13 protein-coding genes are annotated in these 16,361 nt (G+C 72.6%); 8 read left to right on the top strand and 5 right to left on the bottom strand.

The genetic code is table 11. From position 1 onward, the window contains the following. Positions 1 to 24: 24 nt before the first annotated feature. Positions 25 to 1,245 carry an exodeoxyribonuclease VII large subunit gene (gene xseA / locus AC4BDD_RS09880; protein ID WP_490690618.1) on the bottom strand — a complete coding sequence of 407 codons (1,221 nt, stop codon included), beginning with the start codon at positions 1,243 to 1,245 and terminating at the stop codon, positions 25 to 27. Positions 1,246 to 1,566: 321 nt separating this feature from the next. Next, complete coding sequence (locus AC4BDD_RS09875) at positions 1,567 to 3,096, bottom strand: APC family permease (RefSeq protein WP_490690617.1); 1,530 nt, start codon at positions 3,094 to 3,096, stop codon at positions 1,567 to 1,569. Positions 3,097 to 3,190: 94 nt separating this feature from the next. On the opposite strand from AC4BDD_RS09875, the gene AC4BDD_RS09870 reads away from it, so the two are divergent. Beyond that, complete coding sequence (locus AC4BDD_RS09870; protein WP_490690616.1) at positions 3,191 to 4,204, top strand: 4-hydroxy-3-methylbut-2-enyl diphosphate reductase; 1,014 nt, start codon at positions 3,191 to 3,193, stop codon at positions 4,202 to 4,204. Between the two features lie 469 nt (positions 4,205 to 4,673). Then, a complete protein-coding gene (gene ppgK / locus AC4BDD_RS09865) occupies positions 4,674 to 5,441 on the top strand; it encodes a polyphosphate--glucose phosphotransferase (protein ID WP_490690615.1) in 768 nt (255 codons plus the stop codon). Here ppgK and AC4BDD_RS09860 read toward each other — a convergent pair. Continuing rightward, positions 5,335 to 6,072, bottom strand: coding sequence for a DUF6542 domain-containing protein (locus AC4BDD_RS09860; RefSeq protein ID WP_490690614.1), 738 nt, complete (start codon positions 6,070 to 6,072; stop codon positions 5,335 to 5,337). The genes ppgK and AC4BDD_RS09860 overlap by 107 nt on opposite strands. A gap of 294 nt (positions 6,073 to 6,366) precedes the next feature. Here AC4BDD_RS09860 and ychF point away from each other — a divergent pair, with 294 nt between their 5' ends. After that, entirely contained in the window at positions 6,367 to 7,455 is a 1,089-nt protein-coding gene (ychF, locus tag AC4BDD_RS09855) for a redox-regulated ATPase YchF (protein ID WP_490690613.1), read from the top strand. A 79-nt stretch (positions 7,456 to 7,534) separates the two neighbouring features. Here ychF and AC4BDD_RS09850 read toward each other — a convergent pair whose 3' ends face one another. Further along, positions 7,535 to 7,819 carry a hypothetical protein gene (locus tag AC4BDD_RS09850; RefSeq protein ID WP_490690612.1) on the bottom strand — a complete coding sequence of 95 codons (285 nt, stop codon included), beginning with the start codon at positions 7,817 to 7,819 and terminating at the stop codon, positions 7,535 to 7,537. A gap of 227 nt (positions 7,820 to 8,046) precedes the next feature. Between AC4BDD_RS09850 and AC4BDD_RS09845 the strand changes: the two genes are divergently transcribed. Then, entirely contained in the window at positions 8,047 to 10,851 is a 2,805-nt protein-coding gene (locus tag AC4BDD_RS09845; RefSeq protein ID WP_490690611.1) for a SpoIIE family protein phosphatase, read from the top strand. A gap of 39 nt (positions 10,852 to 10,890) precedes the next feature. Here the strand turns inward: AC4BDD_RS09845 and AC4BDD_RS09840 are convergent, their stop codons facing one another. Continuing rightward, positions 10,891 to 12,306 carry a M1 family metallopeptidase gene (locus AC4BDD_RS09840; RefSeq protein WP_490690610.1) on the bottom strand — a complete coding sequence of 472 codons (1,416 nt, stop codon included), beginning with the start codon at positions 12,304 to 12,306 and terminating at the stop codon, positions 10,891 to 10,893. A gap of 261 nt (positions 12,307 to 12,567) precedes the next feature. Here AC4BDD_RS09840 and AC4BDD_RS09835 point away from each other — a divergent pair, with 261 nt between their 5' ends. The 4 genes from AC4BDD_RS09835 to AC4BDD_RS09820 all read left to right on the top strand — a co-directional run bounded on the left by AC4BDD_RS09835 (position 12,568) and on the right by AC4BDD_RS09820 (position 16,295). Beyond that, on the top strand, positions 12,568 to 13,320 hold the full coding sequence (locus tag AC4BDD_RS09835; protein WP_490690609.1) for a GntR family transcriptional regulator: 753 nt from the start codon (positions 12,568 to 12,570) through the stop codon (positions 13,318 to 13,320). A gap of 320 nt (positions 13,321 to 13,640) precedes the next feature. Beyond that, complete coding sequence (locus AC4BDD_RS09830) at positions 13,641 to 15,290, top strand: APC family permease (protein ID WP_490690608.1); 1,650 nt, start codon at positions 13,641 to 13,643, stop codon at positions 15,288 to 15,290. Between the two features lie 169 nt (positions 15,291 to 15,459). Further along, positions 15,460 to 15,645 carry an SPOR domain-containing protein gene (locus AC4BDD_RS09825; protein WP_490690607.1) on the top strand — a complete coding sequence of 62 codons (186 nt, stop codon included), beginning with the start codon at positions 15,460 to 15,462 and terminating at the stop codon, positions 15,643 to 15,645. Between the two features lie 140 nt (positions 15,646 to 15,785). After that, positions 15,786 to 16,295 (top strand): (deoxy)nucleoside triphosphate pyrophosphohydrolase, encoded by a 510-nt coding sequence (locus AC4BDD_RS09820; RefSeq protein ID WP_490690606.1) that lies wholly within the window; start codon positions 15,786 to 15,788, stop codon positions 16,293 to 16,295. The last annotated feature ends 66 nt before the right edge of the window (positions 16,296 to 16,361 follow it).

Here is a 16,361-nt window from a genome sequence, read left to right as displayed (position 1 = left end):
TCCGTAGTCGCCATGTGCCACACCTTATGCGGGGTCGCTGACAGCGACCCGGACCCTGAACTCGCCCTCCGCGACCCGGGCCCGCAGCTCCTCCTCGGCCGCCACCTCGCCGGGCGAGCGGACGACCGAGCCGTCCGGATGCTGGAGGACGGCATACCCGCGGCGCAGTGTCGCGGCCGGCGACAGCGCCACCACCCGGGCCAGGGTGTGCGTCAGCTCCGAGTCCGCCCGGTCCAGCAGATGCCCCAGGGTGCGGCGGCCGCGCTCCAGCAGCGCGTCGACCTGCTCCTCGCGCTCGTCCACCATGCGGTGCGGGCGCTGTATGCACGGCCGGGCGAGCGCCGCCGACAGCCCGTGCTCCTCGCGGTCCAGGAAGCCGGTGACCGCCCGCAGCGCCCGCTCCCGCAGCTGCTGGATCCGCGACAGCTCCTCGCCGACGTCCGGCACGATCTTCTTGGCCGCGTCCGTCGGGGTGGAGGCGCGCAGGTCCGCGACCAGGTCGAGCAGCGGGGAGTCCGGCTCGTGGCCGATCGCGGAGACCACCGGGGTGCGGCACGCGGCCACGGTGCGGACCAGCTGCTCGTCGGAGAACGGCAGCAGGTCCTCGACGCTGCCGCCGCCGCGCGCCACCACGATCACGTCCACGTCCGGCCGCGCGTCCAGCTCCCGCACGGCCGCCACCACCTGCGGCACCGCGTGCACGCCCTGCACCGGGACGTTGCGCACCTCGAAGCGGACGGCCGGCCAGCGCAGCCGCGCGTTCTCCAGGACGTCCCGCTCGGCGGCCGAGGCGCGCCCGCAGACCAGCCCGATCAGTTGCGGCAGGAACGGCAGCGGCTTCTTGCGGTCCGCGGCGAACAGCCCCTCGCCGGCCAGCGTCCGCTTCAGCTGCTCCAGCCGGGCCAGCAGCTCGCCGACCCCGACCGGGCGGATCTCGGCGGCCCGCAGCGACAGCTGGCCGCGCGGCGCGTACCACTCGGGCTTCGCCTGCACCACGACCCGGGCGCCCTCGGAGACGACGTCCGCCACCCGGTCGTAGACCGACCGGAAGCAGGTCACCGAGAGCGAGATGTCGTAGCTGGGGTCGCGGAGCGTCAGGAAGACCACGCCCGCGCCGGGCCGCCGGGACAGCTGGGTGATCTGCCCCTCGACCCAGACCGCCCCGAGCCGGTCGATCCAGCCGCCGATCAGCCGGGACACCTCACCGACCGGGATCGGGGTGTCCGCCGAGGTGTGGAGAGCCATGCCGCGAGACTAGCGGCTGCCTCCGACAGCCCGGGCTCTTGCGCCTGCCGCCTCTTGCTGCCGGTAGGAGGCGCCGCTTCCCTGCCGCACGCGAGCCCGGTGGGGCAGGTGGTCCGTACGGGCGCGGCCATGGGACTCGCAGGTCGGGCGCCGCCCCCGGGCGACCCGGCTCGCGCGGACGCGCTCCCTGGCGGCCCTGGCCCGTACGGAAGCCGCCCCGGGCGGCGGCCCGGCCCGTATCCGTGCCCCGGCTCAGCGCGAGCGGCCCGGCCCGTGCCCCGGCTCACCGCGAGCGGCCCGGCCCGTACCCGTGGCCCCGGCTCAGCGCGAGCGGCCCGCCGTGGCGGCCCGGCGGGGGCGCCGGCGCTCCAGGCCGAGCACGGCCAGGCCCACCGCGCACCAGATCGCACCGATCAGCTGGGCCGTGCCCGATGCCTTGACGATGACCGCCACGGTGATCCCCATGCCCAGCAGCGGGATGACGACGTGCCGCACGACGCGCGGCGACTCCGACCGCCCGCGCATCCAGAACCAGCCGATCACCGACGCGTGCAGCAGCGTGAACGCGGACAGCGCGCCGATGTCCACCACCGAGACCAGCCGGTCCAGGCCGTCGTCCCGCCGGGCCGCCCAGACCGCCGCGGCCATCGTCACCACCGCCGACAGCAGCAGCGCCCGGCCCGGCACCCCGCTGCGCCGGTCCACCCGCGCCATCAGGCGCGGCAGCCGGCGTTCCCGGCCCATCGCGAACAGCAGCCGGCCGGCCGCCGCCTGCGCGGCCAGCGCCGCGAACGCCGCCCCGATCGCCTTGCTCACCGCGACCAGGTCGTGCAGCCAGCCGCCGACCGCGGAGTCCACCGCGTCGTAGAAGGCCGAGCCCTGCCGCGACGGGTCGGCGGCCAGCTCGGCCGCCGAGTTCGGCGACAGCACCGAGGCCAGGTACGCCTGCGCGACGAACAGCACCCCCGCCACCACCAGGCAGGTCCCCACCGCCCGCGCCACCATCCCGGCGGACTCCGCCGCCTCCTCCGCGAAGGAGGCGATCGCGTCGAAGCCCAGGAAGGACAGCACCGCGACCGAGACGGCGCTGAGCACCGCCGCCGTGGAGAAGTCGCCCTGCGCGCTGAACGGCGACCACCAGTCGCGCCGGGCCCCGCTCGCCGCCAGCTCGACCATCGCCGCCGAGACGAAGACCACCAGCACCGCGATCTCCATCACCAGCACCAGGAAGCCGACCAGCGCCGCGGCCCGCACCCCACACAGATTGAGCCCGGTGGTCACCACCACGGCGATCGAGGTCCACACCCACCGGTCGACGTCCGGCACCAGGGCCTCCATCGCGATCCCGGAGAAGAGGTACGCCACCGCCGGGATCAGCAGATAGTCGAGCATCGCCATCCAGCCCGCGACGAAGCCCGCGGTCTCGCCGAGCCCCAGCCGGGCGTAGGTGAACACCGACCCGGCCCGCGGGGCCACCCGCACCATCTGCGCGTACGAGAAGGCGGTGAAGGCCATCGCGGCGGTCGCCACCACGTAGACCAGGGCGACCGCGCCGCGCGACTTCGCGTCCAGGGTGCCGAACACACCGACCGGTGCCATCGGGGCGATGAAGAGGAGTCCGTAGACGACCAGGTCGCGGAAGGTGAGGGTGCGCCGCAGCACGCCGTCGCCGCCGGTGCCGTACCCACCGCGGCCCGCGCCGGTGCCGCCCGTGCGGTGGCCACCGCGGCCCCCGCCGTCGCCACCGCGGCCCGCTCCGTCGCTTCCCTTGCCGTCCCCGCCGGTGCCGTGCCCGCCCCGGCCCGCACCCTCGCCGCCCGCACCGTCCCCGTCGCCGTACGGACCGGACATCGTGCCTCCTCACGGGCGATCCGTCCCAGTCTGGGACACCTGTCCGAGCTTTGCCGCCTGCGCCACGGCTCAACCCCGGCCTTACGATGACTCCATGACTGCTACGCCCAGCCCGTCGTCCGGAAACGCCCCGCACACGGACCGCCGCAGGGTCCTGCTCGCCGCCCCCCGCGGCTACTGCGCGGGTGTGGACCGTGCCGTGATCGCGGTGGAGAAGGCGCTGGAGCAGTACGGTGCGCCGATCTACGTCCGGCATGAGATCGTCCACAACAAGTACGTCGTGCAGACCCTGGAGAAGAAGGGCGCGATCTTCGTCGAGCAGACCGCGGAGGTCCCCGAGGGGTCGATCGTGATGTTCTCCGCGCACGGTGTCGCGCCGGTCGTCCACGAGGAGGCCGCGGCGGGCAAGCTCGCCACCATCGACGCGACCTGCCCGCTGGTCACCAAGGTCCACAAGGAAGCCATCCGGTACGCCAACGATGACTTCGACATCCTCCTGATCGGCCACGAGGGCCACGAGGAGGTCATCGGCACCTCGGGCGAGGCGCCGGACCACATCCAGCTGGTCGACGGCCCCGGAGACGTGCAGAAGGTCGAGGTCCGCGATCCGTCGAAGGTCGTCTGGCTCTCCCAGACCACGCTCTCGGTGGACGAGACGATGGAGACGGTCGACGCGCTGAAGGAGAAGTTCCCGCTGCTCGTCTCGCCGCCCAGCGACGACATCTGCTACGCCACCCAGAACCGCCAGCTGGCCGTCAAGCAGATGGGCGCCGAGGCGGACCTCGTCATCGTCGTCGGCTCGCGGAACTCCTCCAACTCCAAGCGCCTGGTCGAGGTGGCCAAGCTCGCCGGCGCGCGGGCCGCGTACCTCGTGGACTTCGCCGAGGAGATCGACGAGAACTGGCTGGACGGCGTGTCGACGGTCGGCGTCACCTCGGGCGCGTCGGTCCCCGAGGTCCTGGTCGAGGGCGTCCTGGAGTGGCTGGCCCAGCGCGGCTTCGAGGACGTCGAGGTCGTCACGGCCGCCAAGGAGAGCATCACCTTCTCGCTGCCGAAGGAACTCCGCCGCGACCTGCGCGCGGAGGCCCGGGCCGCCCTGGAGGACTGACCGCCGCCTGCCGCCATCGGGCCTGCCCTTGCCGCCATCAGGGTCCTGCCCTGGCCCCGATCGAGCCGGCGTCCCGCCGGGCCCGGGCCGGCTCGCCGCTGAGCCCTGGGTCGGCCTGCCGCCGGGCGCCGGATCGACCCACTGCCGTGCCCGGCCTGGCCGGGTGCCGCGCCCGGCGCCGGCTTGCCGCTGAGCCCGGGTCGGCCTGCCGCCGGGCTCCCGGATCGGCCCACTGCCGTGACCGGGGCGGGCCGCATGCCGCACTCGGGCGGCTTGCTGCCGCACCCGGGCTGGCCGGGTGCCTCCCTCGCAGGCCGGGCCGCGACCCGGCGCGGCCGCCCCGGGCTGGCCGGGTGCCCCCCTCGCAGGCCGGACCGCGACCTGGCGCGGCCGGTTGCCGCGCCCCCAGACCCGGCCGGGTGCCGTGAACGAAGGGTGCGCGGCCGCGTCCGCCTCTAGCCTGTCCCCTATGGACGTACTCGGCGTGGACATCGGCGGCTCGGGCATCAAGGGCGCCCCGGTGGACCTGCGGACGGGCCGGCCGGCCGAGGAGCGCCACAAGATCCTCACCCCGCACCCGGCCACCCCGGACGCCGTCGCGGACCGGGTGCGCGAGGTCATCGACCACTTCGGCCGACCGGGCCGTCCCGTCGGCGTCACCTTCCCCGGCGTGGTCACCGACGGCACCACCCGTACCGCGGCCAACGTCGACAAGGGCTGGATCGGTGTGGACGCCGCCGGGCTGCTCGGCGAACGCCTCGGCTCACCGGTCACCGTGCTCAACGACGCCGACGCGGCCGGCATCGCCGAGATGACCTTCGGCGCGGGGCGCGGCCGCACCGGCACCGTCATCCTGCTCACCCTCGGCACCGGGATCGGCAGCGCCGTCTTCCACGGCGGCCAGCTGGTGCCCAACACCGAGCTGGGCCATCTGGAGCTGGACGGCCACGAGGCGGAGAAGCGCGCCTCCAGCAAGGCCCGGGACGACCATGACCTCAGCTGGCCGCAGTGGGCGCACCGGGTGGGGAAGTATCTCGCGCACGTGGAGATGCTCTTCTCACCGGAGCTGTTCGTCATCGGCGGCGGGGTGAGCCGCAAGGCGGCGAAGTTCCTGCCGCTGATCGAGGGCGTCAGGGCCGAGATCGTCCCGGCTGAGCTGCAGAACAACGCGGGGATCGTGGGGGCCGCGATGGCTGCCGCGGCTGCTCACGGCCGAGACGCTGCCGTCGCCGGTTGACCAGCGCGGCCCGGCGCACCAGCACGATCAGCCCGGTCACCAGCGTCCCGGCGTAGAGCCAGCCCGCGTGCAGCGAGAGCGAGGTGAACACGCCCACCGCCTGGCCGCCGAGGCCGCCCCCGCCGTCGTTGATCGGCATGAGGCCCAGCAGGAAGGCGATCGGCGTCCCCACCGGGGCCATCGCCAGCTCCGCGGGCCGCACCCACACCCCGCAGGCCGCGCAGGTCAGCACGTACAGCACGCCGTACACCCCGGGGGAGCCGGAGAGCAGCAGCGCGTCCAGGCAGCCCACCGTGACCATGGCGAGCGAGGCGAGCAGTCCCGCTCCGAAGCCCGTCAGCCGCGGACTGGGCAGCCGCCGCACCGCGGTCACCAGCGGCGCGGCGGCACCAGGCCCCTGCCGCTGAGCCCCCGCCCGCGCTTGGCCGCGTGCCTCGCCGCCCGCCCGGACGCGCGCCCGGACGCCCGCCTGGACGCGTGCCTGGGCCCGCGCCCGGTAGTCCGCCGCCCGCCCGCCTCCGGCACCGCCCCGGGGCCGGGCGTCGTCCGTCGCGGGGCGCGGCGACGGGGCCGCGGCACGGGCCGGAGCCGGGGCGCGGTGGGGGCTGTGCGTGCTGTGATGCTGCTCCACCCCACCAACGTAGGTGGCGCGGGATGACTATTCGGGTGATGGACACGCTGTTTGAGCCACCTTGGCAGTGAGTTCGAAGGATCGTCGGACGGGCGCACGCGCGCCACTGCCGCGGAACGCGCCGGTGGCCGCTCTCCGGGCCCCGGAGAACCGGACCCCACGGGCCCCGGAGAACCGGCCCCCGTCGCCGTCGCGTCGCCCGGCCGCACCCGCCCCGTAGACTGGGGGACCGGCCCCATGCGGGCCGGTCCTCTCATTCCAGTCATTCCAGTTCTCGCTACGGGAAGTCGCCACGTGTCGCTCACGATCGGAATCGTCGGCCTGCCGAATGTCGGCAAGTCGACCCTGTTCAACGCCCTGACCAAGAACGACGTGCTGGCGGCCAACTACCCGTTCGCCACCATCGAGCCCAACGTCGGCGTCGTCGGTGTCCCCGACGCGCGCCTGGACAAGCTCGCCGAGATCTTCGGCTCGCAGCGCAAGCTGCCGGCCACCGTCGACTTCGTCGACATCGCGGGCATCGTGCGCGGCGCGAGCGAGGGCGAGGGCCTGGGCAACAAGTTCCTGGCGAACATCCGCGAGTCCGACGCGATCTGCCAGGTCATCCGGGCCTTCAAGGATGAGAACGTCGTCCACGTCGACGGCAAGGTGTCGCCCAAGGACGACATCGAGACGATCAACACCGAGCTGATCCTCGCCGACCTGCAGACCATCGAGAAGGTCCTGCCGCGCCTGTCCAAGGAAGCGCGCATCAAGAAGGACGTGGCGCCGAAGGTCAAGGCCGTCGAGGAGGTCAAGGCCATCCTGGAGGAGGGCCGCACCCTCTTCTCCGCCGGCATCGTCCAGGGCACCGAGCAGGCCGCCATCCTGCACGACCTCCACCTGCTCACCACCAAGCCCTTCCTCTACGTCTTCAACGTCGACGAGGACGAGCTGACCGACGACGCCTTCAAGGACGAGCAGCGGGCCCTGGTCGCCCCGGCCGAGGCGATCTTCCTCAACGCCAAGCTGGAGGCCGACCTCGCCGAGCTGGACGACGAGGAGGCCCTGGAGCTCCTCCAGTCCGTCGGCCAGGACGAGCCCGGCCTGGCCACCCTCGCCCGCGTCGGCTTCGACACCCTGGGCCTGCAGACCTACCTCACCGCAGGCCCGAAGGAATCCCGCGCCTGGACCATCAAGAAGGGCGCCACCGCCCCCGAGGCCGCCGGTGTGATCCACACCGACTTCCAGAAGGGCTTCATCAAGGCCGAGGTCATCTCCTTCGACGACCTGGTCGAGACCGGCTCCGTAGCCGACGCCCGCGCCGCAGGCAAGGCCCGCATGGAGGGCAAGGAGTACGTGATGCAGGACGGCGATGTGGTGGAGTTCCGCTTCAACGTCTGACGCACGCGACATCCGCGAAGGGGCCGGGCTCGATCGAGCCCGGCCCCTCGTGTGTGCGCAGCCCCGGATGGTGATCCGGTCAGGGCCGCAGGAAGACGTTGTGCACCGGGGTGAGGCGAGGCGGGGAGGCGGGGGCGGGGAAGCCGGCGGATTCGAAGGCCGGGCGCAGGGTGGGCAGGAACGCCTCCATCGCCTGCTCGGACTCCCAGAGGTCCAACACCCGCAGCCCGTCGTCCGTGATCAGGGCGAAATGGCTGATCAGGCCGGGGATGGTCCGGCCCGCATGGGTGCCCACGCGCTGGTTGAGGATGTCGTACTGGTGGGCGGTCACGCCGGCGTACTCGGTCTCCCTCAGCACGGCCATCGAAAACCTCCTCGTCCGTTCCCCTTCCCTCGTCCCCTTCCCCTTCGCATCACGCTACGTCCCGGGGCGGTCGACCGCCTGTCGGTGTGGCGTGCGGAGGACGGTCCTCGGGTCGGCGCGAGGGTTGCCGCGGGCCCGGTAGCGGGGTGCTCCGGCGCGCCGATCAATCGGGGTTGGCACATCCTGGTTACGGGGATCCGTATGCGTCCGTACCGGGAGGGCGCGAGATGCGTGAGTCAGCACCGGGGCCCAGCGGGGTGCCGTGGGCCGGGGGCGAGGACCCCGGTGGCCGGCGCCCGGCCGGGCTCGACGACGTCCTGGCGCCGCATCTGATCGAGGCGGTGCAGAGGTCGGGCGGCTACGGCGGCGCGGTCTATCTGCGGTCGCGGGACCGCCGCTCGCTGGTACTGGCCATGGTCACCGGGGTGCCGCGCTCGGTGGTCAGGATGTGGTGGCGGATCCCGGTCAGCGGCGCGCTGCCCGCCGCGGAGGTGTACCGGACCGGTACCCCGATCCACCTGGCGGACGAGGGCGAGACCATGCGCCGCTATCCGCAGCTGGCGGCCGGGCTGCCGTACCGCTTCGCCTCCGATTACCAGCCGGTCCTGCTCGACGGCGAGGTCGTGGGCGTGCTCATCGTGCTCTGGTCGACGGCGGTGGAGGCCGCGGCGGGCGACGGCGCCGTGGGTACCCGGGCCGCCGCGGCGGAGCTGGGCAGGTCACTGGGGCGGTCGTTCGCGCCGGAGCAGCCGGTGGAGTACGACGGCGAGCCGGTCAGCGTCCGGCTGCCCGGCGAGGTGCCCGGGGTGCGGGTGGGGCTGATCGACTGGCACCTCGACACCGGTGAGTTCATCGCGGACGACGAGGCGTGCGCGGTGCTCGGCACGGACCCGGAGACCTTCGGCGGCACCATCGCGGACCTGGAGGCACGGGTCGCCCCGGAGGATCTGCACGAGCTGCGAGCGGGCGAGCATGACGCGGAGGAGGAGGGGTGGGTCCGCGGCCGGATGTTCCGGGTCGCGGACACCGGGCCGCTCGCGGCGGCGCGGGGGAGGGAAGGCACGGCCCCGGGTTGGCGGTCGAAGGGGCAGGCCCCGGGTTGGGCGCGGGCGCAGCGGCCGGAACCCGGGGGGTCGGTGGGTGCGGGTTCGGTGGATGAGGGTCGGGTGGCGGCCGGGGCGGGCTCGGTGGATACCGGGCCGGCCGGCGCGGGACCGGTGGACGGAGAAGACGGGCCCGGGGCCGGGATGGCGGTGGCGGGGGCGGCTCACGCGGCGGCTGCGGGGCTCGGGTGGCCAGGGATGGCGGAGGAGGACGTGCGGTACCGGCCGGTCGAGCTGTGGGCCCGGTCCGTACAGCAGGCCCCGGACGGGTCGTCCACCGGGACCGCCGAGCGGCGGCTGGTCGGGGTCGTGGTGGACGCGGTGTCCGGAACCACCGCCGCCGAGGCGGCCGAGCGGCTGCCCGACGGGCTCTTCTCGCTCGACCCGGACGGCCGGGTCACCTACGCCAACCGCCGCTGCGAGCAACTGCTGCGCTGCGCTCGGGAGGACCTGCTGGGCCGCTACCCGTGGCAGGTGATGACGTGGCTCTCCGACCCGGCGTACGAGGACCGGTACCGGGCGGCGATGCTGTCCCAGCAGGCCACCTCCTTCGTGGTGCGCCATCCCGTCGGCCAGTGGCTGGGCTTCGTGCTCCACCCCGACGTGCACGGGCTGACCGGCCGGGTCTTCCCCAGCGAGCCGCCGCCGCGGGACGGGGCCTGGAACGGCTCGGCGGCGGTCCAGCCGAGCCCCGTCGCCCAGGTGGCGGCGCCGGTGGCGGCGACCCGGCCGGGGGCGCTGTACCGCGTGGTGCACATGGCGAGCGTGCTCACCGAGGCGGTCTCGGTGCAGGAGGTCTGCCGGGCCGTCGCCGACCAGCTGCTGCCGCTCTTCGGCGGCCAGGAGCTCGCCCTGTACCTCGTCGACGAGCAGCGGATGCACCTGGCCTGGGAGTCCGGCTACCCAGAGGGCTTCCTGGACCGCTTCGAGGGTGTCGGCCTCAACGCGCACCTGCCCGGCGTCGAGGCGCTCACCTCAGGCGTGCCGATCTTCTTCGAGTCGCCCGACCACCTGGCCGCCGCCTACCCGGGGATCGCCATGGACCGGATGCGGTCCTGGGCCTTCCTGCCGCTCATCGCCTCCGGCCACCCCATCGGCTCCTGCATCCTCGGCTACGACGCCCCCCACGACTTCACCACCGACGAGCGGGCCGCGCTGACCGCGCTCGGCGGGCTGGTGGCCCAGGCACTGGAGCGGGCCCGGCTGTACGACGCGAAGTTCACCCTCGCCCGAGGGCTCCAGGACGCGCTGCTGCCGCGCCGGCTGCCCCCGGTGCCGGGGCTGCGCACCGCCGGGCGCTATCTGCCCGGCACGCAGGGGATGGACATCGGCGGCGACTGGTACGACGTCATCGAGACCTCCGGAGGTATCGCCCTGGTCATCGGCGATGTGGAGGGCCACAGCGTGGCTGCGGCCGCGGTGATGGGCCAGCTGCGCAGCGCGGTGAACGCCCTCGCCCCCAAGGCCTCCGGCCCCGAGGAGGTGGTCAGCCGCACCAACCGGCTGCTCACCTTCCTGGACGCCGGCGTCTACGCGACCTGCTGTTACCTGGAGCTCGACCCGAGCACGGGCCGGGGCCTGGGCGTGCGGGCCGGACACCTCCCGCCGGTACTCCGCCACCCCGACGGGCGGACCGAGACGCTGGAGCTGGCCGGCGGCCTGATCCTGGGCGTCGAACCGGAGAGCGACTACCCGGTGACGCCGGTGGAGCTGCCGCGCGGCGGCGTGCTGGCGCTGTACACCGACGGCCTGGTCGAGCAGCCGGGCCAGGACATCGAGACGGGGGTGCGCGCGCTGTGCGACTGCCTGGCCCGCACGCCGCCCGATTCGCTGGAGGGCATGGCGGACACCGTCCTCCAGGTGGCGCGGCGCACCCTGGACCGGCCGGACGACGTGGCCCTGCTGCTCACCGCCTACGAGGGGGTGTGACGGCCGCAACCCTTCGGCGGCCGTCGGCGGGCACGGCCGTCACGGCTTGGCCGGCTTCTCCTTGCCGTACAGCCAGGTGTCGAAGAGCGGGCCGAGGTCCTTGTCGGCCTTGCGCTCGCACAGCTCGATGAACTGCTTGGTGTCCACGGTGCCGTGCCGGTGGGTCTTGACCCAGGTGCGCACGATGTCGAAGAAGGTGTCGTCGCCGACCGCCTTGCGGATCTTGTGCAGCACCATGGCCCCGCGCCCGTAGACCGGCGCGTCCAGCACCTGTTCGGCGCTGGGCGGGTCGCCGGGCGCGAACTCCCAGATCCCCTCGTCGTCCTCGTCCTTGCCGGTGTAGAGGTCGTGGAAGGTCTCGTCGGCGGTGCGCCCGCCCTTGTGCTCCTCCCACATCCACTCGGCGTAGGTGGCGAAGCCCTCGTTGAGCCAGACGTCCTTCCAGGAGCGCGGGGTGAGGGAGTTGCCGAACCACTGGTGGGCGAACTCGTGCACCAGGAACTCTTCGTCGGGCGCCGAGTCGAAGTAGGGCCGGGTCTGGGTCTCCAGGGCGTAGCCCAGGCTCGGCTTGTGGTCGACGATGACCCCGGTGGACGCGAAGGGGTACGCCCCGAAGACCTTGCTCTCCCAGCCGACGATGTCGCTGACCTGGGCCGTCACATCGGCGCTGTCGTCCAGCTCGTCGTAGTCGACGGCGTCGTACTCGGGGATCCCGCCGTCCGTGGTGGTGTCGGTGACCTGGAAGTCGCCGATGGCGACGGTCGCCAGATAGCTGGCCATCGGCTCGGTCGTGCGCCACTTGAAGGTCTTGCGGTCGCCGGAGTCCTCCTGGCTCTCCAGCTCGCCGTTGGCCACCGCGGTCTTGCCGTCGTCGGGCAGCGTGATGCTGATGTCGTAGGCGGCCTTGTCGGAGGGGTGGTGGTTGCCGGGGAACCAGGCCATCGATCCGGTGGGCTCGCCGAGGCCGACGGCCCCGTCGTCGGTCTGGATCCAGCCTTCTATCGACCCGTCGGGGTCGTGGATGGTCTTCGGCTTGCCGTCGTAGCGGATGGCGGTCTTGAAGATCCGGCCCTTGGTCAGCGGCGACTTGGGGGTGATGGTCAGCTCGGTGCCGTGCCGGGAGACCTTGGCCTCCAAGCCGTCCACGGTGGCCTCGCGGACGTGGAGTCCGTCGAGGTCGAGGTTGAAGGAGCTGAGCGCGCCGGTGGCGCGGGCGGTGATCTCGGCGGTCGCCTTGAGACGGCCGTCGTCGGGCTTGTAGTCGAGGGTGAGGCCGTAGTGGGTGACGTCGTACCCGCCGTTGCCCAGTTTGGGGAAGAGCGGATCGCCGACCCCTGCCGCGCCCGGTCTGCCGGCCTTCGTCCCGTCGGAGGACCCGTCACCGCCGGAACAGGCCGCACAGGCGACGATGAGCAGGGCGCCGCACAGGGCCCGCAAAGGGGAACGACGGGGCACGGGCGGACGCTCCTAGGTAAGGGTCAGGCTCAGGCCGGCCTGGGATTCGAATCGGACAGGTGATCGCCGGACATCAATTCAACTGGGACGGACCGCCGTTGTCGAATGCCATACGCAAGTTTCACATCTCATCCGCGTCTCATCCGAAATAAACCTCTGTGAGCTGTGCTTCACCACATCTGGTGAAGCTTTGGCCCTTGGTTGCGATCGACAACCCACGGTTGCCAAGCTGTTGCCGACTGTCAACCACTGGGAGCAGATGTGGCCTTCGGTGACCAGCCGGCATATCTACGCGTCGCCGACGACCTCCGGAAGAAGATCGTGACGGGCGAGCTGCCGCCGCACACCCGCCTTCCCTCCCAGGCCCGGATCCGCGAGGTGTACGGCGTCTCCGACACGGTCGCGCTGGAGGCCCGCAAGGTGCTGATGGCCGAGGGGCTGGTCGAGGGCCGGTCCGGCTCCGGTACCTACGTGCGCGAGCAGCCCGACGTGCGCGTCCTGGTGCGCAGCGGCTTCCGCGGCCCCGGGGGCTCCACCCCCTTCCGCCAGGAGCAGGCCGACGAACAGGTACGCGGCGGCTGGGAATCGAGCAGCGAGCGGCAGCCGGCCGAGGCGCCGATCGCCGAGCGGCTGGGAATCAGGCCGGGCGAGGAGGTCATGCGGACCCGGTACGTCTTCCGGGCGGCCGGCGAGGTGACCTGGCTGTCCACCTCCTGGGAGCCGCTCGCCGTCACCGGGCGGACGCCGGTGCTGCTGCCCGAGGAGGGGCCGCTGGCCGGCCGCGGCGTGGTGGAGCGGATGGCGGCCATCGGCCTGGTCGTGGACAACGTCGCCGAGGAGGTCGGCGCCCGGCCGGGGCTGGCCGAGGAGACGCTGGCGCTCGGCGGGGTGCCGGGGCACTACGTGCTGGTGGTCTCGCGCACCTTCTACGCGGGCGGCCGCCCGGTCGAGACCGCGGACGTGGTCACGCTCGCCGACCGCTACCGCGTCTCCTACCGGCTGCCGGTCAGGTGAACCGCCTGCCGGTCCGGCGAGTGCTCCGGTGACCTTGGGTTAACGCGGCCCCGGGTCCCGTAATGACGCGGCAATGGGTCGCCGCAGTCTTTGTCATGTACCGCTCCTATCGTGGGGGCTGATCGACCACCTGAGGCGCCTGTGGGGTCTTCGCGGCCGCTGTCCGGATATCGGCACCGGACAGCGGCCGAGAAGTGTTGGAAACCTCACAGAACCCCAGTTCAGGACCGATAATCGGAACTCGCACTCTCCATTCGCTCGTACGATGGCGCGGTTTGTGTCCAGTCGCGGGGGGCGTAAGGCGAAGGGAGTGTAGGGACTTGAGCACCGAGCAGGGTTCCCACTCGAATTACCGACGGTCACTCGGCACGGTGGCCCTCACAGCCGTGGGCCTCGGGTCGATCATCGGATCCGGCTGGCTCTTCGGCGCCGCGCGTGCCGCCGCGCTGGCCGGCCCCGCCGCGATCCTGTCCTGGGTCATCGGCGCCGTGGTCGCGCTGACCATCGCCCTGACCTACACCGAGCTGGGCTCGATGTTCCCCAAGGCCGGCGGCATGGTCCGGTACGGCCAGTACTCGCATGGCTCGCTGGCCGGCTACCTCGCCGCCTGGGCCAACTGGATCGCCATCGTCTCGGTGATCCCGGGTGAGGCCACCGCCTCGATCCAGTACATGAGCAGCTGGAAGTGGCAGTGGTGCAAGGACCTCTACGACGGTAAGGAGCTGTCCGGCACCGGTGTGGCGCTCGCCTCCGTGCTGCTGCTCTTCTACTTCTTCCTGAACTGGTTCGCCATCACGCTGTTCGCCAAGACCAACACCGCGATCACCGTCTTCAAGGTGGTCGTGCCGGTGCTGACGGCGGGCGCGCTGATGCTGGCCCACTTCGACACGGGCAACATCGACCACGGTGGCGGCTTCACCCCGAACGGCTGGAGCGCGGTCTTCAGCGCCGTCGCGGTCTCCGGCATCGTCTGGGCGTTCAACGGCTTCCAGTCGCCGCTGAACATGGCCGCCGAGGCCCGCAACCCCGGCAAGTCGCTGCCCAAGGCCGTCATCAGCTCGATCCTCATCGCGCTGGTGATCTACATCGCCCTGCAGGTCGCCTTCCTGATGGCCGTCCCGGCCGAGGACATGGGCGACGGCTGGAACGCGCTGCAGTTCAACTCGCCGCTGGCCGACCTGGCCATGGCCTGGGGCCTGAACTGGCTGGCCATGCTGCTGTACGCGGACGCCTTCATCTCGCCGTCCGGCACCGGCATGATCTACGCCGCGACCACCTCGCGCATGATCCACGGCGTCCAGGAGAACGGCCACCTGCCCGGCGTCTTCGGCAAGGTCGACCCGAAGACCGGTGTGCCGCGCCCGGCGCTGCTGCTCAACCTGGTCGTCGCCTTCGCCTTCCTCGCGGTCTTCCGCGGCTGGGGCTCCCTGGCCGAGATCGTCGGTGTCGCCACGGTGATCTCCTACATCACCGGACCGGTGGCCGTGATGGCCATGCGCCGCCTCGCTCCGGACCTGCCGCGCCCGGTGCGGCTGAAGGCCATGCCGATGATCGCCCCGCTGGCGATGGTCTTCGGTTCGCTGGTCATGTACTGGGCCCGCTGGCCGCTCACCGGCAAGGTCATCCTGATCATGGCCATCGGCCTGCCGATCTGGGCCTGGTACGAGCTGCGCAAGCCGTGGGCCGTGCTGAAGCCGCACCTGATGGCGGGCGTCTGGATGGTCGCCTACCTGCTGGTGATGGCGGGCGTCTCCTGGGCCGGTGCCAAGGACTACGGCGGCCGGGGCCACATCGCCGAGCCGTGGGACATCCTCGTGGTCTCCGGGATCGGCCTGCTGTTCTACTTCTGGGGCGTGCGCAGCGCCTGGCGCAACCCCTCGCTGGTCGAGGTGGAGCGCGAGCTGGAGCAGTCCGCCGCGGCGGAGGAGAAGTCCGGGGACGACGCCGAGAAGGCCTCCGTCCCGGCCTAGAACCAGCTGACGCACCCTCCGGTGGCCGGATGCGTACCTCTTTGTGAAAAGTCGTATCCGCTGCGTAAAGGTTGGGCGTACGCTCGGGCATATGCGGAACGGGGTTTCCAACCGGAGACCCGGGGGCGTACGCCGGAGCGCGCGCGAACACAGCGGAGGGGACACTGCGATGAGTGACAGCGGCGCCGTCCTGCCATGGCTCGTCATCCGTCAGGACGACAACGGCAACCGGTACCGCGTGGGGCGCTATGCGACCCGGGGCGAGGCCGAAGAGGTCGCCGACCGGCTCCACGCCAGCGGTCACCAGCAGCTGTACGTCGTCGAACGGACCGCCGCCCCGCACCCCGGTGCGTGAGCCTCCTTGTGAGGCCCGCGCGCCGGGGTGCGCGGCTTTGTGAGGGGTGTCCGGGGGTCTCGTCGGTTTCACGGCGAGACCACCGGGCACCCCTCGGTCGTGCCGCCCGCGCGCCGGGCGGCCTGCCGTAGGGTCGGCGCATGACGGTGCGTGTGGTGGTGGGCGGAGCGGTGATCGACCAGGGGCGGCTGCTGGCCGCCCGGCGCAGCGCGCCGGCCGAGCTGGCCGGCCGCTGGGAGCTGCCCGGGGGCAAGTGCGAGCCGGGCGAGACGGCCCCGCAGGCGCTGGTGAGAGAGCTGCGTGAGGAGCTGGGCGTCGAGGTCGAGCCAGTGGAGGCGCTGCCGGGCCAGTGGCCGGTGAAGCCGGGGTATGTGCTCCAGGTGTGGACGGCGGTGCTGCGCTCCGGGGTGCCCGCCCCGCTGCAGGACCACGACCGGCTGCGCTGGCTCGCCCCGGAGGCGGCCGACGAGGTCGACTGGCTGGAGGCGGACCGGCCCGCGGTGGCCGAGGTGATGCGCCGCCTGGCGGGCGGGGGTGCGCGACCGGCGGATCCCGCGTCGCGCAAAGCGGCGGGTACGCCGAACGCGTCATCAGGGCAACCGGAGCGGCATCAGGACGGTAGTAGACCCCAAATATCGGGTATGTCCTGAATATCCTCCCCGAAGCCGGAAGGCCGAGCGCAAGACGACGGAGTCCGGCGGGGCCGGCGTGCGTGG

This window comes from Streptomyces sp. JLBT605 (genome assembly GCF_058215555.1).
This window is presented reverse-complemented; position numbering and strand designations above follow the sequence as displayed.

Coding starts and splice junctions, on each gene's coding strand:
- xseA (WP_490690618.1), bottom strand. CDS start 1,245: ATGGCTCTCCACACCTCGGCGGACACCCCGATCCCGGTCGGTGAGGTG.
- AC4BDD_RS09875 (WP_490690617.1), bottom strand. CDS start 3,096: ATGTCCGGTCCGTACGGCGACGGGGACGGTGCGGGCGGCGAGGGTGCG.
- AC4BDD_RS09870 (WP_490690616.1), top strand. CDS start 3,191: ATGACTGCTACGCCCAGCCCGTCGTCCGGAAACGCCCCGCACACGGAC.
- ppgK (WP_490690615.1), top strand. CDS start 4,674: ATGGACGTACTCGGCGTGGACATCGGCGGCTCGGGCATCAAGGGCGCC.
- AC4BDD_RS09850 (WP_490690612.1), bottom strand. CDS start 7,819: ATGGCCGTGCTGAGGGAGACCGAGTACGCCGGCGTGACCGCCCACCAG.
- AC4BDD_RS09845 (WP_490690611.1), top strand. CDS start 8,047: ATGCGTGAGTCAGCACCGGGGCCCAGCGGGGTGCCGTGGGCCGGGGGC.
- AC4BDD_RS09825 (WP_490690607.1), top strand. CDS start 15,460: ATGAGTGACAGCGGCGCCGTCCTGCCATGGCTCGTCATCCGTCAGGAC.
- AC4BDD_RS09820 (WP_490690606.1), top strand. CDS start 15,786: ATGACGGTGCGTGTGGTGGTGGGCGGAGCGGTGATCGACCAGGGGCGG.